Below are 20,879 nucleotides of genomic sequence, written 5' to 3'. Positions count from 1 at the left end.
GCAACCGCGCGACCAGCCAAGCCCAAGACGGCCCGCGGGCGCAGATGGCCCGCGGCCGCAGGCGACCGCAGCCGCTACCGGCGGCAGCCGCAGGTGAGACCGCAGCGCGCCCACCCGGCGGCCGCAGCCGCACACACCCGGCAGCCGCAGCCACGCACACCGGGCGGCCGCAGCCGCACACACCCGGCAGCCGCACACACCCGGCAGTCCCACGGCGACCCACGGCTCCCCTTGCGGAGCGCTACCGCAGCCAGGGCAGGTCCGCACCCGCCTCCGACGGCTGGAGCCCCTTCGCGATGATCCCCATGATCTCGCCGAGGGCCTTCTGCTGCTCCGCCGACAACCGGTCGAACAGCGCCTGCCGCACCGCGGCCACATGCCCGGGCGCGCTCTTCGAGAGCATCTCGAACCCCGCGTCCGTGAGCACCGCGAACTGTCCCCGCTTGTCCACGGGGCAGTCCTCGCGCCGCACCCACCCGTTCTTCTCCAGCCGGGCCACGGCGTGCGACAGCCGCGACCGCGTGATCTTCGTCCGCATCGCCAGCTCGGTCATCCGCAGCCGCCGCTGCGGTTCGGCGGACAGCACCACGAGCAGGTGGTAGTAGAGGTGCGGCATGCCCGCGTCGCGCTGCAACTGGCGGTCGAGATGGTCCTCGAGCAGGGTGGTGGCGTGCACATAGGCGAGCCAGGTGCGCTGCTCCTCTTCGGTGAGCCAGCGGGGTTCTTCCTCGGCGGATGGGGTCTTCATACCCCCACTGTACGAGGCTCCTTCTTGAAAATTGAACTATAGAGATGTAAGGTGAAACAACAAATATTGAGACTTCAACTACTGGGGAGTCAGGGGGAGTCTCAAGTGCCTGGAGCGTCAGGCGCCACCAAGGAGACAGAAGCGACCACCGGGCCCGCCGAGGCGTATGTGTCGTGTGCGTCGCGTGTGTGTTGAGGGAGTCACCCCTATGTCCGCCGCCACCGCCGAGCGCATGCCCGCCCTGTATCTGAGCCACGGGGCCCCGCCGCTCGCCGACGACCCGATCTGGCCCGGCGAGCTCGCCGCCTGGTCCGCGACCCTGCCCCGCCCCAAGGCGATCCTCATGGTCTCCGCCCACTGGGAGGAGGCCCCCCTCGCCCTCGGCGCGGTCGACCGCGTCCCCCTGGTCTACGACTTCTGGGGCTTCCCCGAGCACTACTACCAGGTGCGCTACGGGGCCCCGGGCGCCCCCGAGCTGGCCGCCTCGGTCCGCAAGCTGCTCCGGGCCCCCGGCATCCCCGTCCAGGACATCCCGGACCGGGGCCTCGACCACGGCGCGTACGTCCCCCTGGTCGAGATGTACCCGGACGCCGACATCCCGGTCCTCCAGATCTCCATGCCGACCCTGGACCCGCTGAAGCTGATGGACATCGGCCGCAAGCTCGCCCCCCTCCGTGACGAGGGCGTGCTGATCGTCGGCTCCGGGTTCTTCACCCACAACCTCGCCGCCCTCCGCCAGGCCGGCGTCCCCACCTGGTCCACCGAGTTCGACGACTGGGGCCACCGCGCCCTTGAGTCCCGCGACTGGGACGCCCTCCTCGACTTCCTCCACAAGTCCCCGGCCGGGCAGCTGGCCCACCCCCGCACGGAGCACTTCGCGCCCCTCTTCGTCACGATGGGCGCGGCCGAGGCCTCCGGCGAACTGGACGCCCAGAAGTCGGTGATCGACGGCTTCTGGCTGGGGCTGGCGAAGCGGTCGGTGCAGTTCGGCTAGCCGCTGACGGAGCGGTCGGACGGCGTCCCGCCGACGACGGGGCGGGTCGGTTCGCGCGGGCCCATGGACCGGGGTCGCTTACTTGGGCCCACGGGTCGGGCCCCCGGGTCGGGCCCCCGGGCCGGGCCCACGGGTCGGGCCCCCGGGCCGGGCCCACTTACCCGGGCCCCCGGGCCGGGCCCACTTACCCGGGCCCCCGGGGCGGGCCCACTTACCCGGGCCCCCGGGGCGGGCCCACTTACCCGGGCCCCCGGGGCGGGGTCGCTTACCTGGGCCCCCGGGGCGGGGTCGCTTACCTGGCAGGTCATCGACTCCGGCCCGTCCGGCTGCCAGGCTCGTCGGCGTACGGAGCCCGACCGACCGGAAGGACGCCATGCCCATGCCCATGCCCGCCTATGCCATAGCCCACCTGAAGGACGCCGCCCCGCACCCGGAGATCGCCGAGTACATCGAGCGCATCCCCGCCACCTTCGAGCCGTACGGCGGCCGCTTCCTCGTCCATGTCGCCCGGCACGAGGTGAAGGAGGGGAGCTGGCCCGGAGCCGTCGTGGTGATCGGCTTCCCCGGGATCGCCGAGGCGCGGAGCTGGTGGGACTCACCCGCGTACCAGGAGATCGCCCCGCTGCGGTCACGGCACATCGCGGGAGACATCATCCTGGTCGAAGGGGTACCGGACGACTACGACCCCACCGCCACCGCGAAGGTCATGCGGGAGTCCCTGGCCGCCGACTAGGAGACCCCGCCTCACAGCCCCTTCTCGAACCAGGCCACATCCCAGTACCGCCCGAACTTCCGCCCGACCTCCCGGTACGTCCCGACGTACCGGAACCCGAACCGCTCGTGCAGCCGGGTGGAGGCCTCGTTCGGCTGCGCTATGCCGGCGTAGGCGCGATGGACGTCCTCGTCGGCGAGCGCCTCGAACAGCGCTTTGTACAGCAGCGTGCCCACGCCCCGGCCGCCCGCGTCCGGGGCGAGGTACACCGACACCTCCACCGAGGTGTCGTACGCCGGTTTCGCGCGAAACGCGCTGCTCGTGGCGTACCCGAGAATCCGCTGTGAGTCGGCGCCGGCGGCAACCATCAGGCGATGCCGTCCGTCTTCAAGGTGGGAGAGCAGCCAAGGACGGCGCTCTTCCGGAGTGAAGACAGCGGTATCGAATGTGATGGGCGTCTCACGGACGTAGTGGTTGTAGATGTCGGTGAGGGCGGCGAGGTCGGTCTCGACTCCTGGTCTGACCTGCACCTCTGCGGACTCCGCCGACATCCCGCCTCCTCCTGTGGCGGCACAGGGTACTGCAAGATCAGAAAAATAGTGGGACGGGTGGGGAATTCTGTCCTGATTCCAGTCGTTGTTTCCTTCGGAAGCAGGGCACTCGGGAGAGTGTCCGAGCGGCCGCACCAAGAGACACGTAGGACCAGACACGACCCTGCCAGCCCACCATCGCAAGGGAGCACGCATGGCAACCCGTGCCGTCGCCGCTCGTCGTTCGTCCGCCTCCGGCCGGACCGACGCGGCTCGCAGCGTTCGCGCCTCTGGCGGCGAGATCGCCGACCGCGACCTGGTCGGCATGTACCTCGACGAGATCGCGCGTACGCCGCTGCTCGACGCCGCCAAGGAAGTCGAGCTGTCCCAGATCATCGAGGCGGGTGTGTTCGCGCAGCAGATCCTCGACGGCGAGGAGGCGGCCAGGGCGGACGCCACCCGCGAAGAGCTCGAGGCCCTCGTCGCGGACAGCGAGCGGGCCAAGGACATCTTCATCCGGTCGAACCTGCGGCTCGTCGTGGCGGTCGCCCGGCGTTATCCGCGCAGTGGCCTGCCCCTGCTCGACCTCATCCAGGAGGGCAACGCCGGCCTGGTCCGCGCGGTGGAGAAGTTCGACTACCGCAAGGGCTTCAAGTTCTCCACGTACGCCACCTGGTGGATCCGTCAGGCCATCACCCGTTCGATAGCGGACCAGTCGCGCACCATCCGGCTGCCCGTCCACCTCGTCGAGGAACTGGGCCGGATCCGCCGCGTGCAGCGCGAGTTCAACCGCGAGCACGGGCGCGACCCCGAGCCCCAGGAGATCGCCGCCGAACTCGGTTCCAACGCGGACCGCGTCGTCGACGTCCTCGACTGGGCCCGCGACCCGGTCTCGCTGAACATGTCGGTGGACGACGACGGCGACACCCAGTTCGGCGACCTGCTGGAGGACACCTCCGCGGTCTCGCCCGAGCAGTCCGTGCTCACGCTGCTGCGCAGCGAGGAGCTGGACGACCTCATCGGGCGCCTCGACCAGCGCACCGCGTCCATCATCAAGATGCGGTACGGCATCGAGGACGGCCGCGAGCGGACCCTCACCGAGGTCGGCAAGGAGCACGGGCTCACCCGCGAGCGGATCCGCCAGATCGAGAAGCACGCCCTGCTCGAACTGAAGAAGCTCGCCCGCGACACGGGCTTCGACGCCGTCGCCTGATCCGCCCGAGGAACAGCGGATACGGCAACGGATAACGCAACGGGTACGGATCACGGCCGGTACAGACCAAGGCCCCGTACGGCCCAACCCCTGGGGCCGATGCGGGGCCTGGCCCGGCGTATGGTCGTACCTCGACCACACCTTGGCCGTACTACGCCGCTACTTGGCCGTACTGTGCCGCTTCAACTCCCCGTTCCCGGGGCACAAGACTTCAGGGCCCACGACTTCACCGGCCCGGAGCCGTCAGGCCCGGGACCCGGAGTTCGAGGGAACCACAGCAACCGCCGCCCCCACGACCACGGCTGCGACCATCACGACCGCAGCCATCCGAAGCCGAGTCCCGACGCTCTCCCCCCAGCGCCGGGACTCTCCCAGAGCCGGGCTTCGGCGCCTCCCCCCCCCGGCGCCGGAGCCCGGCTCCATTTCCGCTACCGAGGCACGGTGCCGAGGCGCAGGACCGAGACGCGGGACCGCGACACGGGCTTGCACCGGCTTGCACGGGCCGACCCGCCGGCTTGCACGGGCCGACCCGAAGGTGCTCGGGGCAGGCAGACCGAAGGGCCACCCCGGACCTGAACCCCGGGGTGACCCGAACGGCAGATTGTGCCACAGAGGCGACCTCCGCCCGAGCCGTGGCGAGCGCCATCCCCGCACGTCAGAGGCCCGGAGCCCGTCGCCTCACCCCTCCGCGCCGCCCGCCGCGCGAGCCAGTCGCGAGCCCAACTCCCGTACGTAGCCCACCAGTTCCGGCGGCTCGTGCACCGTGAAGTCGCAGTCGACGACGGCGAGCCGTACGGCCAGCCACTCCATGGAGTCGCCGACGGAGGCCCGCAGACGGCAGCTGTGCTCGTCGACGGGTTCGGGCGTACCGAACCAGCGGGGCAGCCGGGCCGCGATGAACTCGGCGGGCGCGGCGAAGGTGACGTCGAACGCGTACGTCTCCTGCCGCCGGTACATCGACTGCTTCAGATACTCCTCCGCACTCCCCGTCGGCAGCTCGCGCGGTGTGAACCGGGCGCCCGTGGCGAAGGGTTCCTCGACCCGGTCGACCCGGAAGGTGCGCCAGTCGGCGCGGTCGAGGTCGTACGCGACGAGATACCAGCGGCGGCCGGTCGAGACGAGCCGGTACGGCTCGCAGTGCCGCCGCGAGTCCGTCCCGTCGCCGGAACGATAGGCGAAGCGCAGCCGCTCCTGACCCGCCACCGCCGAGGCCATCACGGTCAATGTCTCGGGGGCGACGGTCGCCCCGTCGCCGCTGGTCAGGGGAGTGGTGGCGGCCTGCAGCGTGGAGACCCGGTGGCGCAACCGCGACGGCAGCACCTGTTCGAGCTTGGCGAGCGCCCGTACGGACGCCTCGTCCACCCCCTCCACCGCGTGCCCGGCCCCGGCCCGCAGTCCCACCGCGATCGCCACGGCCTCCTCGTCGTCCAGCACGAGCGGGGGCATCGCCTTCCCCGCCACCAGCCGGTACCCGCCCTCCGCCCCTTTCGTCGCCTGCACCGGATACCCCAGCTCCCGCAGCCGGTCGATGTCCCGCCGAACGGTTCGCCGCGACACCCCGAGCCGGTCGGAGAGCTCACCGCCGGGCCACTCGCGGGGGGTCTGGAGGAGGGAGAGGAGTTGAAGGAGCCGGCCGGGGGTGTCGGTGGTCATGAGAGCCCCTCTCCGGCCGATGGTTTCCCTGGTGTCGTCATGACCCGAGCATGCCGGAGAAGTAGGACACGATCTGACCTACTGGACCTCTACTTTCCATGCATGACCTCGACAACGAGCGCCCTGAAGGGGCGCGGGGCTGTTACATCTGCGACTTCGTCGCGTGGGCGCGACCAGCCACGGACGACCGTCAGTGACCCGACGACAGAAACCCGAACGGCGCTCGACGCGTCCCCCGGCGGAGCCGACCGCCGCCGCTGGATTGCCCTCGCCATCGTCATGACGGCCGCCTTCATGGACCTGGTCGACGTCACCATCGTCAACATCGCGATCCCCTCCATCCAGCGAAGCGAAGGTGCCACGTTCAGCCAGATCCAGTGGATCACCGCCGGCTACGCCCTCGCCTTCGCCGCGGGCCTCGTCACCGGCGGCCGCCTCGGCGACATCCACGGCCGCCGGCGGATCTTCCTCCTCGGCATCGGCGGCTTCACCCTCGCCTCCGCGCTCTGCGGTCTCGCTGCGAACCCGGAGATGCTGGTGGCGGCGAGGATCGCGCAGGGCGCGACCGCCGCGCTGATGGTGCCGCAGGTGCTGTCGATCGTGCACGCGACCTTCCCGGCGCACGAACGCGGCAAGGTGTTCGGGCTGTTCGGCGCGATCGTGGGTCTCGGCGCGGTCTCCGGCCCGCTGCTCGGCGCCCTGCTCATCGAGTGGAACCCGCTCGGCCTCGAATGGCGGGCGATCTTCCTGATCAACCTGCCCGTCGGCATCGCGGGCCTGATCCTGGGCCGCCGTTTCATCACCGAGTCCAAGGCCCCGCACGCCCTGAAGCTGGACCTCGTCGGCGTCGTCCTCGTCACCGCCGGCCTGCTGATGCTGCTCTACCCGCTCACCCGGGGCCATGAGACGGGCTGGCCGCTGTGGGGGTACGTCTCGATGGCCGGCTCACCGGCCGTGTTCGCGGCGCTGGTGGCGTACGAACGGCGCAAGACCGCGCGCGACGGATCCCCGCTGATCGAACTGTCGCTGTTCCGGGTGAAGAGCTTCGCCGCCGGTATCGCCGTACAGACCGTCTTCGGTATCGCCCTCGGCGTCTTCTTCCTCGTCTGGACCCTCTACCTGCAGACCGGCCTCGGCTGGAGCGTCCTGCGGGCCGGCCTCACCGGCATCCCGTTCTCCCTCGCGGTGTCGGTCGCGGCCGGGGTCTCGGTCCAGAAGCTCGTCCCGCGCTTCGGCCGCAAGGTCCTCCAGGCGGGCGCGCTGCTGATGGCGGCCGGGGTGCTGCTCTACCTGGCCGAGTCCGCATGGTACGGCCTCGCCATCACCCCCTGGCAGATGGCGTTCCCGCTGGTCGTGATGGGGGCGGGCATGGGGCTCATCGTCGCCCCGCTGACCGACGCGATCCTCTCCGGGGTGCCGCGTGAGCACGCCGGTTCCGCGTCCGGGCTGATCAGTACCGTCCAGCAGATGGGCAACGCGCTGGGTCTCGGCCTGGTCGCCGTGATCTTCTTCAGCGTCATGGACGACCACCTCGCCCCGGCCGCGATCGGCCCCGCCTTCGTGGACGCCTTCGAGTACGCCCTCGGCTGGGTGGCCGCGGTCCTGATCGCGATCTTCCTGCTGATGTTCGCCCTGCCGGGGCGGGCAGCCGCGGAGACCGACGAGTCGGCGCACTGACCGGCGGCAGGAGGGCGCGCTGACCGGCGGCAGGAGGGCCCGCTGACCGGCGGCGGAAGGGCGCGCTGACCGGCGGCAGGACGGAGTGCCGACCGGCGGCGAGAGCGGGGCCCGGCACCTCCGAGGTGCGGGGCCCCGCTCTCGGCGTACGCCCGATCATGTCCGAGTCGGTCCGAATCTCGCCCGAACCTGTTTACTTTCTGGAAATCCGGGCGTAGCCTCCCAGCGAAACCACAGAATCGGGCATCAGTCGGAGGCGAACGGACATGTACGCACCGGAGCGGCAGCAGGAGATCCTCCGGCTCGCCCGTGACGGCGGCCGGGTGGACGTGGTGTCGCTGGCGGAGGAGTTCCAGGTCACGGCGGAGACGATTCGCCGGGATCTGAAGACCCTCGACCGCGCCGGCCTCGTCCAGCGGGTGCACGGCGGCGCGATCCCCGCCGGCCGCCTGGACTTCGAGCCCGACCTCGCCGAACGCGAGGGCACCGCGGCCGACGAGAAGGACCGCATCGCCCAGGCCGCCCTGGCCGAACTGCCGAGCGACGGCACCGTCGTCCTCGACGCCGGTACGACGGTCGCGCGCCTCGCCGCCGCCATCCCGCTGGAGGCCGCGCTCACCGCGGTCACGCACAGCCTGCCGATCGCGGCCCGCCTGGCCGACCACCCGGGCATCCAGCTCCACCTGGTCGGCGGCCGCGTCCGCCACCGCACCCGCGCTGCCGTGGACGCCTGGGCGCTGCGGGCCTACGGCGAGATCCGCGCCGACGTCCTCTTCGTGGCGGCCAACGGCTTCTCCGCCGACCATGGCCTGACCACCCCCGACCTCGCCGAGGCCGCCGTGAAGCGGGCGGCGGTGGCCGCCGCCCGGCGCGTGGTGCTGCTCGCCGACTCCTCCAAGCACGGCCAGGAGCACTTCGCCCGCTTCGGCGACCTGAGCGACGTGGACCTGCTGATCACCGACAGCGGGCTGAGCCCCGAAGACGCCCTGGCCATCGAACGCAAGGGCACCGAAGTGCTGCGCGTCCCGGGCCCCGAGCGCATCAGCGGCTCCGGCACGGGCCGGACGGACGACCCCCGGACAAACGGCCCGATCAACGGCCGGAAAGACCACTCATGATCCTCACCGTCACCCCGAACCCGTCCCTCGACCGCACGTACGAGGTCCCCTCCCTCGACCGCGGCGAGGTCATCCGGGCCACCGGCGAACGCATGGACCCGGGCGGCAAGGGCGTCAACGTCTCCCGCGCGGTCGCCGCCGCCGGCCGGCGCACCGTGGCCGTACTGCCGCTCGGCGGAGCACCGGGCGCGCTGGTCGCGGACCTGCTCGACGCGCAGGGCATCGAGGTCGCACGCGTGGCGGTGGCCGGGGCGACCCGCTCCAACATCGCCCTCGCCGAAGCCGACGGCGTCCTGACGAAGATCAACGCACCCGGCCCCGAACTGTCCCCCGCCGAACAGGAACTCCTCCTGGAGACCGTCCGCGCCCAGTCCGCCGAGGCCTCCTGGATCGCCTGCTGCGGCAGCCTCCCGCGCGGCCTCGCCCCGTCCTGGTACGCCGAACTCGTCGCCCGCGCCCACGCGGCCGGCACCCGCATCGCCCTGGACACCTCCGGCCCGGCCCTGCTCGCCGCGCTCCGCGAACGCCCGGACGTCGTCAAGCCCAACGCCGAGGAACTCGCCGAAGCCGTGGGCCGCCCCCTCGCCACGGTCGGCGACGCCGTCAAGGCCGCGGAGGAACTCCGCGCGATGGGCGCCGACGCGGTCCTCGCCAGCCTCGGCGCCGACGGGCAACTCCTCGTGAACGCCTCCGGCGCCTGGTTCGGCACCGCCCGCGTCGACGCCGTCCGCAGCAACGTCGGCGCCGGCGACTCCTCCCTCGCCGGCTTCCTCATCGCCGGCGGCCACGGCCCCGAAGCCCTCGCCTCCGCCGTCGCCCACGGCGCCGCCGCCGTCCAACTCCCCGGCAGCGTCATGCCGACCCCGGCCCACCTGGACCCGGCGGCGGTGACGGTGACGTCGGAGGTACCGGCGGACCGGGTGCTGAAGGAGCCGGTCTCATGAGCGGAAGATCGCGAACGAACCGCCGTTTTGGCGGCGGGGGTGGGGTTCGGCCTGATGGTCTGGGCGCTCCGCGAACGAACCCTCGTTTTGGCGGCCGGCCGGTACCCCACGGCACCGGCTCGCGCGCTCCGCGAACGAACCTTCGTTTTCCCTTACCCCACGCCCCATCCCTCCCCCTCCCTCTCCGCCTCTCCCTGCCTTGGTCGGCCCCCGTGGCCCGCACCCCCCACTCTTCTGTCCCCACCCCCGCCCGTCACATCCCCTGGGCGATACGCGTGCGAAGGAGCCCGCGATGAGCGAGATGATCACCGCGGACCTGGTCGACCTCGACCTGTCCGCCGATACGAAGGAAGCGGCGGCGCGTGCCCTCGCCGAGCGCATGGTGGCGAAGGGCCGGGTCACCGACCTGGACGGCTTCCTCGCCGACGTGGCAGCCCGTGAGGCGCAGATGCCGACCGGCCTCGACGGCGGCATCGGCATCCCCCACTGCCGCAGCGAGCACGTCACCGAGCCGACCCTCGCCTTCGGTCGCAGCACGGCCGGCATCGACTTCGGCGCGCCCGACGGTCCCGCCGACCTGATCTTCCTGATCGCCGCCCCGGCGGGCGCGGACGACGCCCATCTGACGATCCTGTCCTCCCTCGCCCGCCAGCTGATGAACACCGAGTTCACGGACGCCCTCCGCGCCGTGGACGACGCGGCCCGCGCCGCCGCGCTCATCCGGGGCGACGAGACGGCACAGCCCACCGAGACGGCACAGCCCACCGAGACCACCTCGGGCACCGAAGACTCCGCGGCGGTGTCGGGCGGAACGGCCTCCCCCGACGCCGCCGCGGTCAGCACCACCACCGCCGCTTCCCCGGCACCGGACGCCACCGACGAGCCCGCTCCCGCCCCCGCTCCCGGCGCCCGCCCGTTCCGTATCGTCGCCGTCACCTCCTGCCCCACCGGCATCGCGCACACCTACATGGCCGCCGAGTCGCTGGAGAACGCGGGCCGGGACGCCGATGACGTCGAGATCGTCGTCGAGACGCAGGGCTCGGCCGGCTTCACCCGCCTCGACCCGGCGGTCATCGCCGCCGCCGACGGCGTGATCTTCGCTCACGACGTGCCCGTACGGGAGAAGGACCGGTTCGCCGGGAAGCCCACCGTCGACGTCGGCGTGAAGGCGGGCATCAACCGCCCCGCCGAACTGATCACCGAGGTCCGGGGCAAGGCCGAGCGCGGTGAGGTCACGGCCGCCGCCCGCCCCGGTACCCCCGTCGACCGCGCGGGCGAGCCCGGCGAGGGCTACGGCACCAAGCTGCGCAAGTGGCTGATGTCCGGCGTGAGTTACATGGTCCCGTTCGTGGCGGCGGGCGGTCTGCTGATCGCCCTCGGCTTCGCGATCGGCGGCTGGGAGATCAACAACGCCAAGCCGGTCACCGAGCAGTTCGACTGGCTCCAGGTCGACAGCTGGGCGGCCCTGCTGTTCCAGATCGGTGCCGTCGCCTTCGGCTTCCTGATCCCCGTCCTCGCCGGTTACATCGCGTACGGCATGGCGGACCGGCCGGGTCTCGTCCCGGGCTTCGTCGGCGGCATGATCGCCGCCAACATCAACGCCGGCTTCCTCGGCGGTCTGGTCGCCGGTCTGATCGCCGGTGCGGTCGTCCTCGGTATCCAGCGGATCAAGATCCCGCCGGTGATGCGCGGCATCATGCCGGTGGTCGTGATCCCGCTCGTCTCGTCGATGGTCGTCGGCTTCCTGATGCTGGTGGTGATCGGCAAGCCCATCGCCGAGGCGCAGAAGGGCATGACGGACTGGCTGAGCGGCCTCTCCGGCAGCAACGCCATCCTCCTCGGTGTCCTCCTCGGCCTGATGATGTGCTTCGACCTGGGCGGCCCGGTCAACAAGGTCGCCTACGCCTTCGCCACCGCCGGTATCGCTGTGCAGGACCCCGGCGACTCCGCGATGAAGATCATGGCGGCGGTCATGGCGGCCGGTATGGTCCCGCCGCTGGGCATGGCCCTCGCCACCACGATCCGCAAGAAGCTGTTCACCCCCGCCGAACGTGAGAACGGCAAGGCGGCCTGGGTGCTGGGCGCCTCGTTCATCTCCGAGGGCGCGATCCCGTTCGCCGCCGCCGACCCGCTGCGCGTGATCCCCGCCTCCATGGCGGGCGGCGCGGTCACCGGCGCACTGGCCATGGCCTTCGGTTCGACCCTGCGTGCCCCGCACGGCGGTATCTGGGTCACCCCGCTGATCGGCAAGCCGCTCCTCTACCTGCTGGCCATCGCGGTCGGCACGGCGGTCACGGCCGGCCTGGTCATCGTCCTGAAGGGCATGCGCAAGACCCAGCCGGGCGCGGCACCGGAGTCCGCTCCCGCCGCCAAGACGGAGACGAAGGAGCCGGTCGCGGCCTGAACCCGGGACCGTACGACGGCCGTGGCCGCCTCTCACGCGAGGGGGCCACGGCCGTACGCGTTCCCCTGAGCGGGACGGGGACGGGGGCGGGGGCCGGGGGACGGGGCCCGCCGGGTCGGGGGTCGAGCTGCGCGCGTCCGCACGGGTTCCGGGCCGCGCCGGGGGCGGTGAGGCGCCCCGTGCGCCCCTTTGGGCGCTTTTACAACCCGTGTGACTTGTACGCCGTACCTGCGAGATACGTCACGATCCGGGCTCAAAGTCCCATCCGGTGGTGTCTACTGGACGGCATGCCTGAGCACGTGTCGATCCTCCAGCTGTTGGGCGTGGTCGCCCTCGCTCTCGCGGCGGTCATCTGGGTCGCCGTGCTCGTCCGCGTACTGGACCGCGACCGCCAAGTCCACCGCGGCCGCTTCGCCGAGCTGGCCCGGCGGCGCGGGCAGCGGCTGCGGGGCCTGCCCCAGCAACGCCGCAAGGGCCCGCACGTGGAGCACGTGGAGCTGACCCCGGCGGAACAGGACGCCTTCGCGTTCCTGGCCCGCCAGTTCAGCGACGACCGCCTGGCCTGAGCCCTTCCCTCCACGCTCCCGGCCGAGGTCTATCCGAGCGTCCCCGCCCGGCGCTCCATCGCGTCCCGGGCCGCGTCCTCCGTCGCGTACACCTCGCACATGTGGCGTCCGTCCGGTGTGGCCGTGTGCTCGACCTCCCAGAGGGAGATCTCCTGCCCATCGGTGAGCAGGAACGCGTGCTCGTAGAGCGAGAAGTTCAAGCCGGGCCGGCCGTGCCGCCCGGGACGGTGCGGCCGGCCGAAGGCCTGGGTGATCTCGTGCGCGAACGCGGTCCGCAGCAGCAGGGTGGCGAGCTCGTCCCCGGGAGGGTCCTGGTTCTCGGCGCGGCGCAGCAGCCGACGGGCGTGGTCCGCCGAGTCGTCCGGTACGTAGTCGTGGCGCGGCTCGGGGAACGCCGCCAGCTCCACCACGGCGGGCAGCTCGAAGTCGGAGGCGTCCGGCGGCAGCGGCAGGCGCGCGGTGGCGGCCCGCAGCTCCTCGTCGTCCGTGTACACCTCGTGCTGGGTGTCGCTGCCGGGAGCCGTGTTGTGCACCAGCTCCCACAGCGTGACGGCGGAGCCGTCGGCGAGCAGCCAGGTGTGTCGGTACGTCGCCCGGTGCAGCCCCGAACTGTAGTGCGCGGAGTGCAGCGAGCTGTCGTGCGCGAGGGCGCAGTCGAGCTGTCGTATCGTCTCGTCGGGCAGCTCGAAGGAGTTCAGGGCGCGGCCGAGGAGTCGCGCGAGGTGCTCCTCAGGAGACTCGGGCGACTCGGGTGGCTCGTACGCTGCCGTCTCGTACGGAACGCTCAAGGTTTCTCCCGGCGTTGCTGCATGTCACCTTGTGGGTGCATACCGTAGCCCCTCGATCGGACATCATGTCCGGGAACCGAGAAAACGTACGCCCGTAAAACGAGGAGGCCGCGCGGTTGGTTCCCGCGCGGCCCGACGAACTCCCGGAACACCGGGGTCAGATGGCGTCGCCCGCCGTCCACTCGCTCCACGACATGTTCCAGCCGTTGAGGCCGTTGTCCGGCGAGACCGCCTTGTCGGGGGAGTTCTTGACGATCACCACGTCGCCGACCAGTGAGTTGTCGAAGAACCACTTGGAGACCGTGTCGCCGTTCGCCCCCTGGACGTCCGCGAGGCCGACGCAGCCATGGCTGGTGCCCTCGCGCCCGAAGGGCGGGTTGGACCTGTTGTACCAGTAGTTGCCGTGGATGAAGGTGCCCGAGGTCGTCAGCCGCATCGCGTTCGGCACGTCCGCGATGTCGTACTCACCGCCGAAGCCGACCGTCGACCCGTTCATCCGCGTCTGCCGGAACTTCTCCGAGATCACCATCTGGCCGTTGTACGTCGGGTTGCTCGCACTGCCCGCCGAGATCGGCACGGTCTTGAGCGTCTTCCCGTCCCGCACGACCGTCATCGTCTGCGTGTTCACATCCACCGTGGACACCTGTGAGCGCCCCACGGTGAACGTGACCGTCTTGTCCTGCACGCCGTACAGACCGTTCGCGCCCTCGACGCCGTCCAGGTCGATCTTCATCGTGACCTTGGAGCCGGCCTTCCAGTACTCCTCGGGCCGGAAGTCGAGCCGCTGGGCCCCGAACCAGTGCCCCACCACCTCCTGCCCGCTGTTCGACGTCACCTTGATGTGCGACTGCACGGCCTTCCGGTCCGTGATCGCCTTGTCGAAGGTGAACGACACCGGCATGCCCGCCCCGACGGTGGTGCCGTTGTCCGGCGTGTACGTCCCGATGAAGCTGTTGGCCGTCGACACGGTCGTGAAGATGGAGTTGGCGGCCGACGTCTTCCCGTCGGCGCTCTTCGCGGTCGCGGAGATCTGGTACTTCGTGCCCCGCTCCAACTGCTCCTTCGGCTTCCAGGACCGCCCGTCCGCGGCTATCTCGCCGGCCACGGCCGCGCCGCCCTCGGCGACGGTCATCTTCACCTCGGTCAGCTTGCCGCCGCTGACCTTCACACCGGTCGCGTTGATGGACGCACCCGTCGAACCGTCCTTCGCCGAGATCGTGATCCGCGCTGCCGCGTCCTCGGCCGAAGTCCCCTTGCCACCACTCTTGTCGTCGGCCTTGGCGTCCCCGCCGCAGCCGGTGAGGGTCAGCGCACCGACCACCAGCACGGCACAGGCCCCCACCGCACGCCGCACAGCAATCTTCGGCCTTGTCACGATCTGCTCCAGCTTCTTCGCGTCTAGGCGATCCACGTCATCCGCTCCGGTACGTGGACATAGAGCGAACGACGGCCGAGCGGGTTCCCCCGGTCTCCGTCTCGTGGCATCACGTGACAGAACCGGGACAATCGCCCTCGACGACCCCTGCTGGAACTACCGGCCTCTCAAGCCCCCCTCGTCCCCCTCGCCCCCTCATCCCCCGCGTACAACTCCCCGTAGGACGGCCACACTCCACCCGGCCCGTCCACCGACTCGGCCGCCCGCACCGCCCGTACGATCGCCCGGGTCACCAAGTCCGCCCCCGCCGCCAGGAGTTCGTTCAGTGCGAGCGGGCCGGCCCGGGGCGGCAGCGGCCGGGCGCCCGTCGCCAGCGTGAACACGGTGTCCCCGTCGTTGAGCAGATGCACAGGGCGTACGGCGCGGGCGATGCCGTCGTGCGCCGTACCGGCCAGCTTCTGGGCCTGGGCGCGGGTCAGGTCGGCGTCGGTGGCGACGACGGCAAGTGTGGTGTTCAGCGGGGGAGGGGGGCTCATCGCCGCGGCCTCCGCGACCCGTCGGCGCGCGTTCTCGTGGACCTCCGGCGCCGGATACGCCGGCCGCCCCTGGAACAACTCCCCGTACAGCACCCCCGTCTCCGGATCCATCGCCGATCCCGCCGCGTTCGCCACCACCAGCGCGGCCACCGTGATCCCCGAGCCCAGCACGGTGCTCGCGGTGCCGATGCCGCCCTTGAGTAGTCCGACCGTCGCCCCCGTCCCGGCACCCACGCACCCCTCCGCCACCGGGGCACCGGGCCTGCTCGCGGCGGCTGCCTCGACCGCGGCCCGGCCGGTGGCAGCGTCCGGTCTGGCCTTGAAGTCCCCGCCCCGGCCCAGGTCGAAGACACAGGCGGCCGGCACGACCGGCACCACGTGCGCGGGGTCGAGGCCGACCCGTACACCCCGTCCGCGCTCCTCCAGCCAGGCCATCACCCCCGACGCGGAGTCCAGGCCGTACGCGCTGCCGCCGGTCAGCACCACCGCCTCGACCTTCTGCACCAGGTTGCGGGGGTCGAGCGCGTCCGTCTCCTTGGTGCCGGGGCCGCCCCCGCGCACGTCCACGGCCGCGACCGCGCCGCCCTCCGGAGCGAGCACGACCGTGGTACCGGTGAGCCAGCCCCCGCCCACCCGGGTGGCGTGCCCGACCCGCAGGCCGGGGACATCGGTCAACGCGTCAACTGCCCTGGCCGTCATGAGTGATTCACGATGCCCTCGGCCGCGTGCGCCTCCGCCACGCCGTGCACCGGTCGGACGCCCGCCCGGGCGACGGCCACGACGAAGCACAGGTCGAAGAAGAGCTCCGGCGGCGAGGCGACCCGATGCTCTTCCCCACGCCCCCGTGCGACCAGCCTGCGCACCGGCTCCCGGCCGACGCCGGAAGGGGCGGCGGAAGCCGACGACGAGGCCGCGCCGGAGCCCAGGGGTGGCTCCGGAGCCGAGGGGGTCGGGGGCGTGGAACTGGGCGTCATGGGGCCAAGCACACCAGAAAAGCCGGTGGAATTCTCGCTCGGATGTTCACACTCGGATGTTCACAAGGGCTCGGGTGGACCGGGGGAGTGCGCCGACAGGCCCGGCGCGTGTGGGAGCGGGCCGGGGGAGAGCCCGGGGCCGGAGGCCGTCCGTGCTCGGGGCCGTACTCTGGAGGCATGAGTACCGCTCCCGCCTCCGAACCGCGTGACCCCAAGGCCGCGCTGGTCTTCGACGACCCGCTCAGCCGGCCGTCGTCCGACGACACGGACCACGGGTGGGGCGAGCGGCCCGGGGACGGCGGCGACAGCGCGGCCGACCTGAAGCGCTTCCTCGACGAGAAGCCGCCCCACCACATCTGACACCGCCGGCCAAGGGCTTCGAGCGGCGCTACTCGCGGTCGTGTCCCGAGCCGCGCTGGGCCACCAGGGCGTCGCGGATCTCCTTCAGGACCTCCAGCTCGCTCAGCTCGATGACCTCGTGCGTACCTTCCTTCGCCTTTCGGCGGGCTTCCTGGCGGGCCAGGTACTTGGCCATGGGGAGCACCATCAGGAAGTAGACGACGGCCGCGGTGATGACGAAGCTGAGCGTGGCGCTCAGGACGGTGCCCCACATGATCGGGATGCCTGTGGTGACCGTGCCGTCCGCCGCCACCTTGCAGGGGTGCTCCAGACACGAGCTGTACCTGTCGAGGTCCTTGGTGCCGAAGGCCCCCACCAGTGGGTTGATGACCCCCTTCACCAACGAGTTGACGATGTTGGTGAAGGCCGCGCCGATGACCACGGCGACGGCCAGGTCGACGACGTTCCCCCGCATCAGGAAGGCCTTGAAGCCCTCCCAGACGCTCGGATCCTTCTTGTCGCTCACCACGAGGCCTCTCTGCGCTGGTTGTGGAACAAACGACTCCGCAACCTACGTCAGGGCAGTGCCGGGGTGTGCAAGTGGGTCCCTCCATCGTGGGACTTGACGGGTGGGGGCCGGTGCCGGGGTCCGCGGTCACCACAGCGTCACCGCCAGGCGGGACGTGGCGCCCGCGCCGGCCAGCCGGGCCGCGGTGCGGCGGGGCACGGTCAGGACGACCAGGGCTCCGCTCTCGGTGGCGCTCGCGGCCGGCACCTTGACCACCCGGGCGCCGCGGGCGACGATCCGTGCGGCGCCGCCCGTCGCGGACTCCTCGGCCGCGATCACGTCGACGCGGTCGCCGGGGCGCAGCAGTCGGACCGCCGCGGCGTCGGCGATGCGTACCGGCGCGGTCACCGTCTCGACGACGGTGGGGCGCTCGGGAACCGGGTCGGCCACGGAGTGACCCCTGACCCGTTCGGCTTCCCTCGGACCTGCCCCCGTCGCCAGGAGGGCTGCGGCGGTCACCGCCAGGCCCGCGGCCATGGCTCGCCTTCGGCAGCGGGCGAGACGGCGGAGCCGGTGGGCGCCGCCGCGTACCCGTAGCGGGGCGAAGTGCGGGACCTCGCAGGTGGGAGGGGTGTCCGTGCCGGGCGGTCCGCCGGCCCAGGAGGGGAGGCGCATGGATGCGGACGCGGACGCGGAGGAAAAGACGGGAGTGGACGCGGAGGAGAAGACGGGAGTGGACGCGGACGAGGACGTGAATGAGGGACGGGACATGGGGCCACCACCTGCTGTGCGAGATCGGCTTGCCGTCCCACGATGGGGCTTCGCGGCGGAGCCCGCTGAGGCCTGTGGACTACCCACCGACTGTGGAAAACCCCACCACCCGAACGGGGAGTTCCGCCCTTCGCCCCGCACCGGCCGCGGCGGCACAACCACCCCGCCACAGCCACAGCCACAGCCACAGCCACAGTCGCGGCCACAGCCACAGCCACAGCCACAGTCGCGGCCAAACCGCAGCCGCAGTCGCCGCCACGTCACCGCCGCAGCCACGCCCCGCCGCTAAAGCCACGGCCACCCCGCCACCGCGCTACGGCAGCTCGAACCCCGGATCCATCCCGCCCAGCGCCTTCGTGCACAGGCAGTCCCGGCCGGCGTTCGGCGGTAGTGCGGCGACCGCCTCGAACAGGACGCCGCGGAGGCGGTCGATGTTGGCGGCGAAGACCTGGAGGACTTCCTCGTGGGAGACGCCCTCGCCGGTCTCGGCGCCGGCGTCGAGGTCGGTCACGAGGGTCAGGGAGGTGTAGCAGAGCTCGAGTTCGCGGGCGAGGACGGCCTCGGGGTGGCCGGTCATGCCGACCACGGACCAGCCCTGGGCCTGGTGCCACAGCGACTCGGCGCGGGTGGAGAAGCGGGGGCCCTCGATCACGACGAGGGTGCCGCCGTCCACGGGCTCCCAGTCGCGCCTGCGCGCCGCTTCGAGGGCGGCCTCGCGGCCGACGGGGCAGTAGGGGTCGGCGAGCGAGACATGGACGACGTTGGGCACGGTGCCGCCGGGCAGCGGGAGGCCGTCGAAGTAGGTCTGGGCGCGCGACTTCGTGCGGTCCACCAGCTGGTCCGGGACGAGGAGCGTGCCCGGTCCGTACTCCGGCCGCAGACCGCCCACCGCGCACGGGCCGAGCACCTGGCGCGCCCCGACGGAGCGCAGGGCCCACAGGTTGGCGCGGTAGTTGATGCGGTGCGGCGGCAGATGGTGGCCACGGCCGTGGCGCGGGAGGAAGGCGACCCGGCGTCCGGCGATCTCGCCGAGGAAGAGGGAGTCGCTGGGCGGCCCGTAGGGGGTGTCGACCTGTATCTCGGTCACGTCGTCGAGGAAGGAGTAGAACCCCGATCCGCCGATGACGCCGATCTCCGCCAGGCTCGCCCCTGCCGCCGCGTCGGCCACCCCGACCGTCGGCCCGACCTCGTTGTCCACGTGCTCCGTGTTCGCCATGCCCGCACCCTAACCGGGGCCCGGAAACCGCCGAAGACCCCGCCGGTCGTCGTACGACGGCGGGGTCCCGGACGGAGGCGCTACGCGGCCGAGGTGCTGCTGGTGGAGGAAGAGCCCGATGAGGACGACTTCGACTCCGAGGACGACGAAGACGACGAGGACTTCGCGTCCGACGACGACTTCGCGTCCGACGAGGAGGACTTCGCCGTCGCCGGGCTGCTGCTCGACGACGAGCCGCGGCTGTCGTTCCGGTAGAAACCGGAGCCCTTGAAGACGATGCCGACCGCGGAGAACACCTTCTTGAGGCGGCCATTGCAGCTGGGGCACTCGGTCAGGGCGTCGTCGGTGAACTTCTGCACCGCTTCGAGGCCCTCACCGCATTCGGTGCACTGGTACTGGTACGTCGGCACTGGTCTTCCTCCTGGCACTCTCACTCGATGAGTGCTAACGACAGTCCATAGTGACCTATTCCCCGGGGATCAGTCCACTGTCACCGGCACTCGGTGACCGACGACACGCGCGACGGTACGGCTCCGGGGGGTGCCCACCAGCCGCGTACGCAGGGCCAACAGGGTCGCCAGGGCCAGTGCCGTACCGGCCGCCGGCACCAGGAATCCGGCGCCGGTCCACAGCCGGTCCTCCAGTTGTCCGGCGGCCGTGACGGCCGCCGCCTGGCCGAGCGCGACCGCGCCGGTCAGCCAGGTGAAGGCCTCGGTGCGGGCACCGGAGGGGACCAGGGAGTCCACCAGCGTGTAGCCGGTGATCAGGGCCGGGGCGATGCACATGCCGACCAGCAGGCCGAGCACGGCGAGGACGAGCACGGAGTCGGCGGTCCACAGGGCGGCGGTCGCCAGCGCGAGGGCCGTGTAGCCGACGATCAGGCGCCGCCGAGGGGACACCTTCCACGCGAGGGTGCCGCAGACGATGCCGGAGAGCATGTTGCCGGCGGCGAAGACGCCGTACAGGACTCCGTTCAGTCCCGGCTCGCCGATCGACTCGGAGAAGGCGGCGAGCGAGACCTGCATGCCGCCGAAGACGGAGCCGATGCCGAGGAAGGTGACGATCAGGACGCGCACCCCGGGGACGGACAGGGCGGAGACACGCTCCACGCGCGCGTGCGCCACGGGGACGACCTTGGGCTGGGTGCCGCGCTGCGCGGCGAACAGCAGACCGCCGATCAGGGTGAGCCCGGCCTCGGTGAGCAGGCCGGCGGCCGGGTGCACGGCGGTGCAGAGCGCGGTCGCGACCAGCGGGCCGAGCACGAAGGTCAGCTCGTCGGTGACCGACTCGAAGGCGGCCGCGGTGCTCGTCAGGGGCGAGTCCTGGAGCTTGACGCCCCAGCGGGCCCGCACCATGGGGCCGATCTGCGGCACCGAGGCGCCCGTGGGCACGGCGGCGGCGAAGAGCGCCCACACGGGGGCGTCCATCAGTGCCAGTGCCGTCAGGGAGAGGCCCGCCGCCCCGTGGACGAGGATGCCGGGGATCAGGACGGCCCGCTGACCGTGACGGTCGGCGAGACGGCCCGTGCAGGGGGCGAACAGCGCCATGGAGACACCGGTCACGGCGGCGACCGCGCCGGCCGCCCCGTACGAGCCGGTGGTGTGCTGGACCAGCAGCACGATGGAGATGGTCAGCATCGCGAACGGCTGGCGGGCCGCGAAGCCGGGCAGGAGGAACGTCCACGCGCCACGGGTGCGCAGCAGCTGCCCGTAGCCCGGGCGGGACGTCTTCGAGGTGTTCGAGGTGACCGTGGATGCCACGGCCGTGCCTTTCCGCCGCCTGGTAGCGCGCCCGTGCGGGGGGCGCCGAGAGC

21 protein-coding genes are annotated in these 20,879 nt (G+C 71.8%); 9 read left to right on the top strand and 12 right to left on the bottom strand.

What is annotated here, in order from left to right:
• Positions 1-241: 241 nt before the first annotated feature.
• Positions 242-748, bottom strand: coding sequence for a MarR family winged helix-turn-helix transcriptional regulator (locus OG202_RS21075; protein WP_326582142.1), 507 nt, complete (start codon positions 746-748; stop codon positions 242-244).
• Positions 749-956: 208 nt separating this feature from the next.
• Between OG202_RS21075 and OG202_RS21070 the strand changes: the two genes are divergently transcribed.
• Together OG202_RS21070 and OG202_RS21065 are read left to right on the top strand one after the other, a co-directional pair.
• Entirely contained in the window at positions 957-1,742 is a 786-nt protein-coding gene (locus OG202_RS21070; protein WP_326582143.1) for a dioxygenase family protein, read from the top strand.
• Positions 1,743-2,127: 385 nt separating this feature from the next.
• On the top strand, positions 2,128-2,475 hold the full coding sequence (locus OG202_RS21065) for a DUF1330 domain-containing protein (protein ID WP_326585783.1): 348 nt from the start codon (positions 2,128-2,130) through the stop codon (positions 2,473-2,475).
• Positions 2,476-2,486: 11 nt separating this feature from the next.
• Here OG202_RS21065 and OG202_RS21060 read toward each other — a convergent pair whose 3' ends face one another.
• Positions 2,487-3,005: a GNAT family N-acetyltransferase gene (locus OG202_RS21060; protein WP_328223297.1), complete on the bottom strand. Its 519-nt coding sequence runs from the start codon at positions 3,003-3,005 to the stop codon at positions 2,487-2,489.
• A gap of 193 nt (positions 3,006-3,198) precedes the next feature.
• Between OG202_RS21060 and OG202_RS21055 the strand changes: the two genes are divergently transcribed.
• The gene (locus OG202_RS21055; protein WP_326582145.1) at positions 3,199-4,197 is read left to right on the top strand and encodes a sigma-70 family RNA polymerase sigma factor; all 999 of its coding nucleotides are present in this window, start codon (positions 3,199-3,201) and stop codon (positions 4,195-4,197) included.
• A 678-nt stretch (positions 4,198-4,875) separates the two neighbouring features.
• On the opposite strand, the gene OG202_RS21050 is transcribed toward OG202_RS21055, so the two are convergent.
• Complete coding sequence (locus OG202_RS21050) at positions 4,876-5,850, bottom strand: helix-turn-helix transcriptional regulator (RefSeq protein WP_328223296.1); 975 nt, start codon at positions 5,848-5,850, stop codon at positions 4,876-4,878.
• 102 nt (positions 5,851-5,952) lie between these two features.
• Between OG202_RS21050 and OG202_RS21045 the strand changes: the two genes are divergently transcribed.
• The 5 genes from OG202_RS21045 to OG202_RS21025 all read left to right on the top strand — a co-directional run bounded on the left by OG202_RS21045 (position 5,953) and on the right by OG202_RS21025 (position 12,559).
• Positions 5,953-7,527, top strand: coding sequence for an MFS transporter (locus OG202_RS21045; protein WP_327729261.1), 1,575 nt, complete (start codon positions 5,953-5,955; stop codon positions 7,525-7,527).
• Between the two features lie 266 nt (positions 7,528-7,793).
• Positions 7,794-8,645 carry a DeoR/GlpR family DNA-binding transcription regulator gene (locus tag OG202_RS21040; protein ID WP_327729262.1) on the top strand — a complete coding sequence of 284 codons (852 nt, stop codon included), beginning with the start codon at positions 7,794-7,796 and terminating at the stop codon, positions 8,643-8,645.
• Positions 8,642-9,589, top strand: a complete 948-nt coding sequence (gene pfkB / locus OG202_RS21035; RefSeq protein ID WP_328223295.1) for a 1-phosphofructokinase — start codon at positions 8,642-8,644, stop codon at positions 9,587-9,589. The genes OG202_RS21040 and pfkB overlap by 4 nt, the downstream gene beginning before the upstream one ends.
• A gap of 292 nt (positions 9,590-9,881) precedes the next feature.
• Positions 9,882-11,993 (top strand): PTS fructose transporter subunit IIABC, encoded by a 2,112-nt coding sequence (locus OG202_RS21030; RefSeq protein WP_328223294.1) that lies wholly within the window; start codon positions 9,882-9,884, stop codon positions 11,991-11,993.
• 287 nt (positions 11,994-12,280) lie between these two features.
• Positions 12,281-12,559: a hypothetical protein gene (locus OG202_RS21025; protein ID WP_328223293.1), complete on the top strand. Its 279-nt coding sequence runs from the start codon at positions 12,281-12,283 to the stop codon at positions 12,557-12,559.
• A 29-nt stretch (positions 12,560-12,588) separates the two neighbouring features.
• Here the strand turns inward: OG202_RS21025 and OG202_RS21020 are convergent, their stop codons facing one another.
• From OG202_RS21020 to OG202_RS21005, 4 genes are all read right to left on the bottom strand, one after another.
• Positions 12,589-13,347, bottom strand: coding sequence for a DUF6227 family protein (locus tag OG202_RS21020; RefSeq protein WP_328223292.1), 759 nt, complete (start codon positions 13,345-13,347; stop codon positions 12,589-12,591).
• 157 nt (positions 13,348-13,504) lie between these two features.
• On the bottom strand, positions 13,505-14,722 hold the full coding sequence (locus tag OG202_RS21015; RefSeq protein WP_326585784.1) for a L,D-transpeptidase: 1,218 nt from the start codon (positions 14,720-14,722) through the stop codon (positions 13,505-13,507).
• Positions 14,723-14,889: 167 nt separating this feature from the next.
• Positions 14,890-15,957, bottom strand: coding sequence for a P1 family peptidase (locus tag OG202_RS21010; RefSeq protein ID WP_327729266.1), 1,068 nt, complete (start codon positions 15,955-15,957; stop codon positions 14,890-14,892).
• Positions 15,954-16,232, bottom strand: a complete 279-nt coding sequence (locus OG202_RS21005; protein ID WP_405894377.1) for a hypothetical protein — start codon at positions 16,230-16,232, stop codon at positions 15,954-15,956. Before OG202_RS21005 ends, OG202_RS21010 begins: the two co-directional genes overlap by 4 nt.
• A gap of 177 nt (positions 16,233-16,409) precedes the next feature.
• Between OG202_RS21005 and OG202_RS21000 the strand changes: the two genes are divergently transcribed.
• Positions 16,410-16,592 carry a hypothetical protein gene (locus OG202_RS21000; protein WP_327729267.1) on the top strand — a complete coding sequence of 61 codons (183 nt, stop codon included), beginning with the start codon at positions 16,410-16,412 and terminating at the stop codon, positions 16,590-16,592.
• A 28-nt stretch (positions 16,593-16,620) separates the two neighbouring features.
• On the opposite strand, the gene mscL is transcribed toward OG202_RS21000, so the two are convergent.
• From mscL to OG202_RS20975, 5 genes are all read right to left on the bottom strand, one after another.
• Positions 16,621-17,097, bottom strand: a complete 477-nt coding sequence (mscL, locus tag OG202_RS20995) for a large conductance mechanosensitive channel protein MscL (protein ID WP_326582155.1) — start codon at positions 17,095-17,097, stop codon at positions 16,621-16,623.
• A 129-nt stretch (positions 17,098-17,226) separates the two neighbouring features.
• Positions 17,227-17,850: a hypothetical protein gene (locus OG202_RS20990; protein WP_443052267.1), complete on the bottom strand. Its 624-nt coding sequence runs from the start codon at positions 17,848-17,850 to the stop codon at positions 17,227-17,229.
• Positions 17,851-18,163: 313 nt separating this feature from the next.
• Positions 18,164-19,066, bottom strand: coding sequence for an S-methyl-5'-thioadenosine phosphorylase (locus OG202_RS20985; protein ID WP_327729268.1), 903 nt, complete (start codon positions 19,064-19,066; stop codon positions 18,164-18,166).
• Positions 19,067-19,146: 80 nt separating this feature from the next.
• Entirely contained in the window at positions 19,147-19,476 is a 330-nt protein-coding gene (locus OG202_RS20980; RefSeq protein WP_326582158.1) for an FmdB family zinc ribbon protein, read from the bottom strand.
• Between the two features lie 69 nt (positions 19,477-19,545).
• The gene (locus OG202_RS20975) at positions 19,546-20,826 is read right to left on the bottom strand and encodes an MFS transporter (RefSeq protein ID WP_327729269.1); all 1,281 of its coding nucleotides are present in this window, start codon (positions 20,824-20,826) and stop codon (positions 19,546-19,548) included.
• Positions 20,827-20,879: the final 53 nt, after the last annotated feature.

Origin of the sequence: Streptomyces sp. NBC_00310 (assembly GCF_036208085.1) — a bacterium.
Taxonomy (GTDB): domain Bacteria; phylum Actinomycetota; class Actinomycetes; order Streptomycetales; family Streptomycetaceae; genus Streptomyces.
The sequence above is the reverse complement of the archived record's forward strand: the minus strand, read 5'-3'. Positions and strand labels throughout refer to the sequence as shown.

Coding starts and splice junctions, on each gene's coding strand:
- OG202_RS21075 (WP_326582142.1), bottom strand. CDS start 748: ATGAAGACCCCATCCGCCGAGGAAGAACCCCGCTGGCTCACCGAAGAG.
- OG202_RS21070 (WP_326582143.1), top strand. CDS start 957: ATGTCCGCCGCCACCGCCGAGCGCATGCCCGCCCTGTATCTGAGCCAC.
- OG202_RS21065 (WP_326585783.1), top strand. CDS start 2,128: ATGCCCGCCTATGCCATAGCCCACCTGAAGGACGCCGCCCCGCACCCG.
- OG202_RS21060 (WP_328223297.1), bottom strand. CDS start 3,005: ATGTCGGCGGAGTCCGCAGAGGTGCAGGTCAGACCAGGAGTCGAGACC.
- OG202_RS21055 (WP_326582145.1), top strand. CDS start 3,199: ATGGCAACCCGTGCCGTCGCCGCTCGTCGTTCGTCCGCCTCCGGCCGG.
- OG202_RS21050 (WP_328223296.1), bottom strand. CDS start 5,850: ATGACCACCGACACCCCCGGCCGGCTCCTTCAACTCCTCTCCCTCCTC.
- OG202_RS21045 (WP_327729261.1), top strand. CDS start 5,953: ATGACCTCGACAACGAGCGCCCTGAAGGGGCGCGGGGCTGTTACATCT.
- OG202_RS21040 (WP_327729262.1), top strand. CDS start 7,794: ATGTACGCACCGGAGCGGCAGCAGGAGATCCTCCGGCTCGCCCGTGAC.
- pfkB (WP_328223295.1), top strand. CDS start 8,642: ATGATCCTCACCGTCACCCCGAACCCGTCCCTCGACCGCACGTACGAG.
- OG202_RS21030 (WP_328223294.1), top strand. CDS start 9,882: ATGAGCGAGATGATCACCGCGGACCTGGTCGACCTCGACCTGTCCGCC.
- OG202_RS21025 (WP_328223293.1), top strand. CDS start 12,281: ATGCCTGAGCACGTGTCGATCCTCCAGCTGTTGGGCGTGGTCGCCCTC.
- OG202_RS21010 (WP_327729266.1), bottom strand. CDS start 15,957: ATGACGGCCAGGGCAGTTGACGCGTTGACCGATGTCCCCGGCCTGCGG.
- OG202_RS21005 (WP_405894377.1), bottom strand. CDS start 16,232: ATGACGCCCAGTTCCACGCCCCCGACCCCCTCGGCTCCGGAGCCACCC.
- OG202_RS21000 (WP_327729267.1), top strand. CDS start 16,410: ATGAGTACCGCTCCCGCCTCCGAACCGCGTGACCCCAAGGCCGCGCTG.
- OG202_RS20990 (WP_443052267.1), bottom strand. CDS start 17,850: ATGTCCCGTCCCTCATTCACGTCCTCGTCCGCGTCCACTCCCGTCTTC.
- OG202_RS20985 (WP_327729268.1), bottom strand. CDS start 19,066: ATGGCGAACACGGAGCACGTGGACAACGAGGTCGGGCCGACGGTCGGG.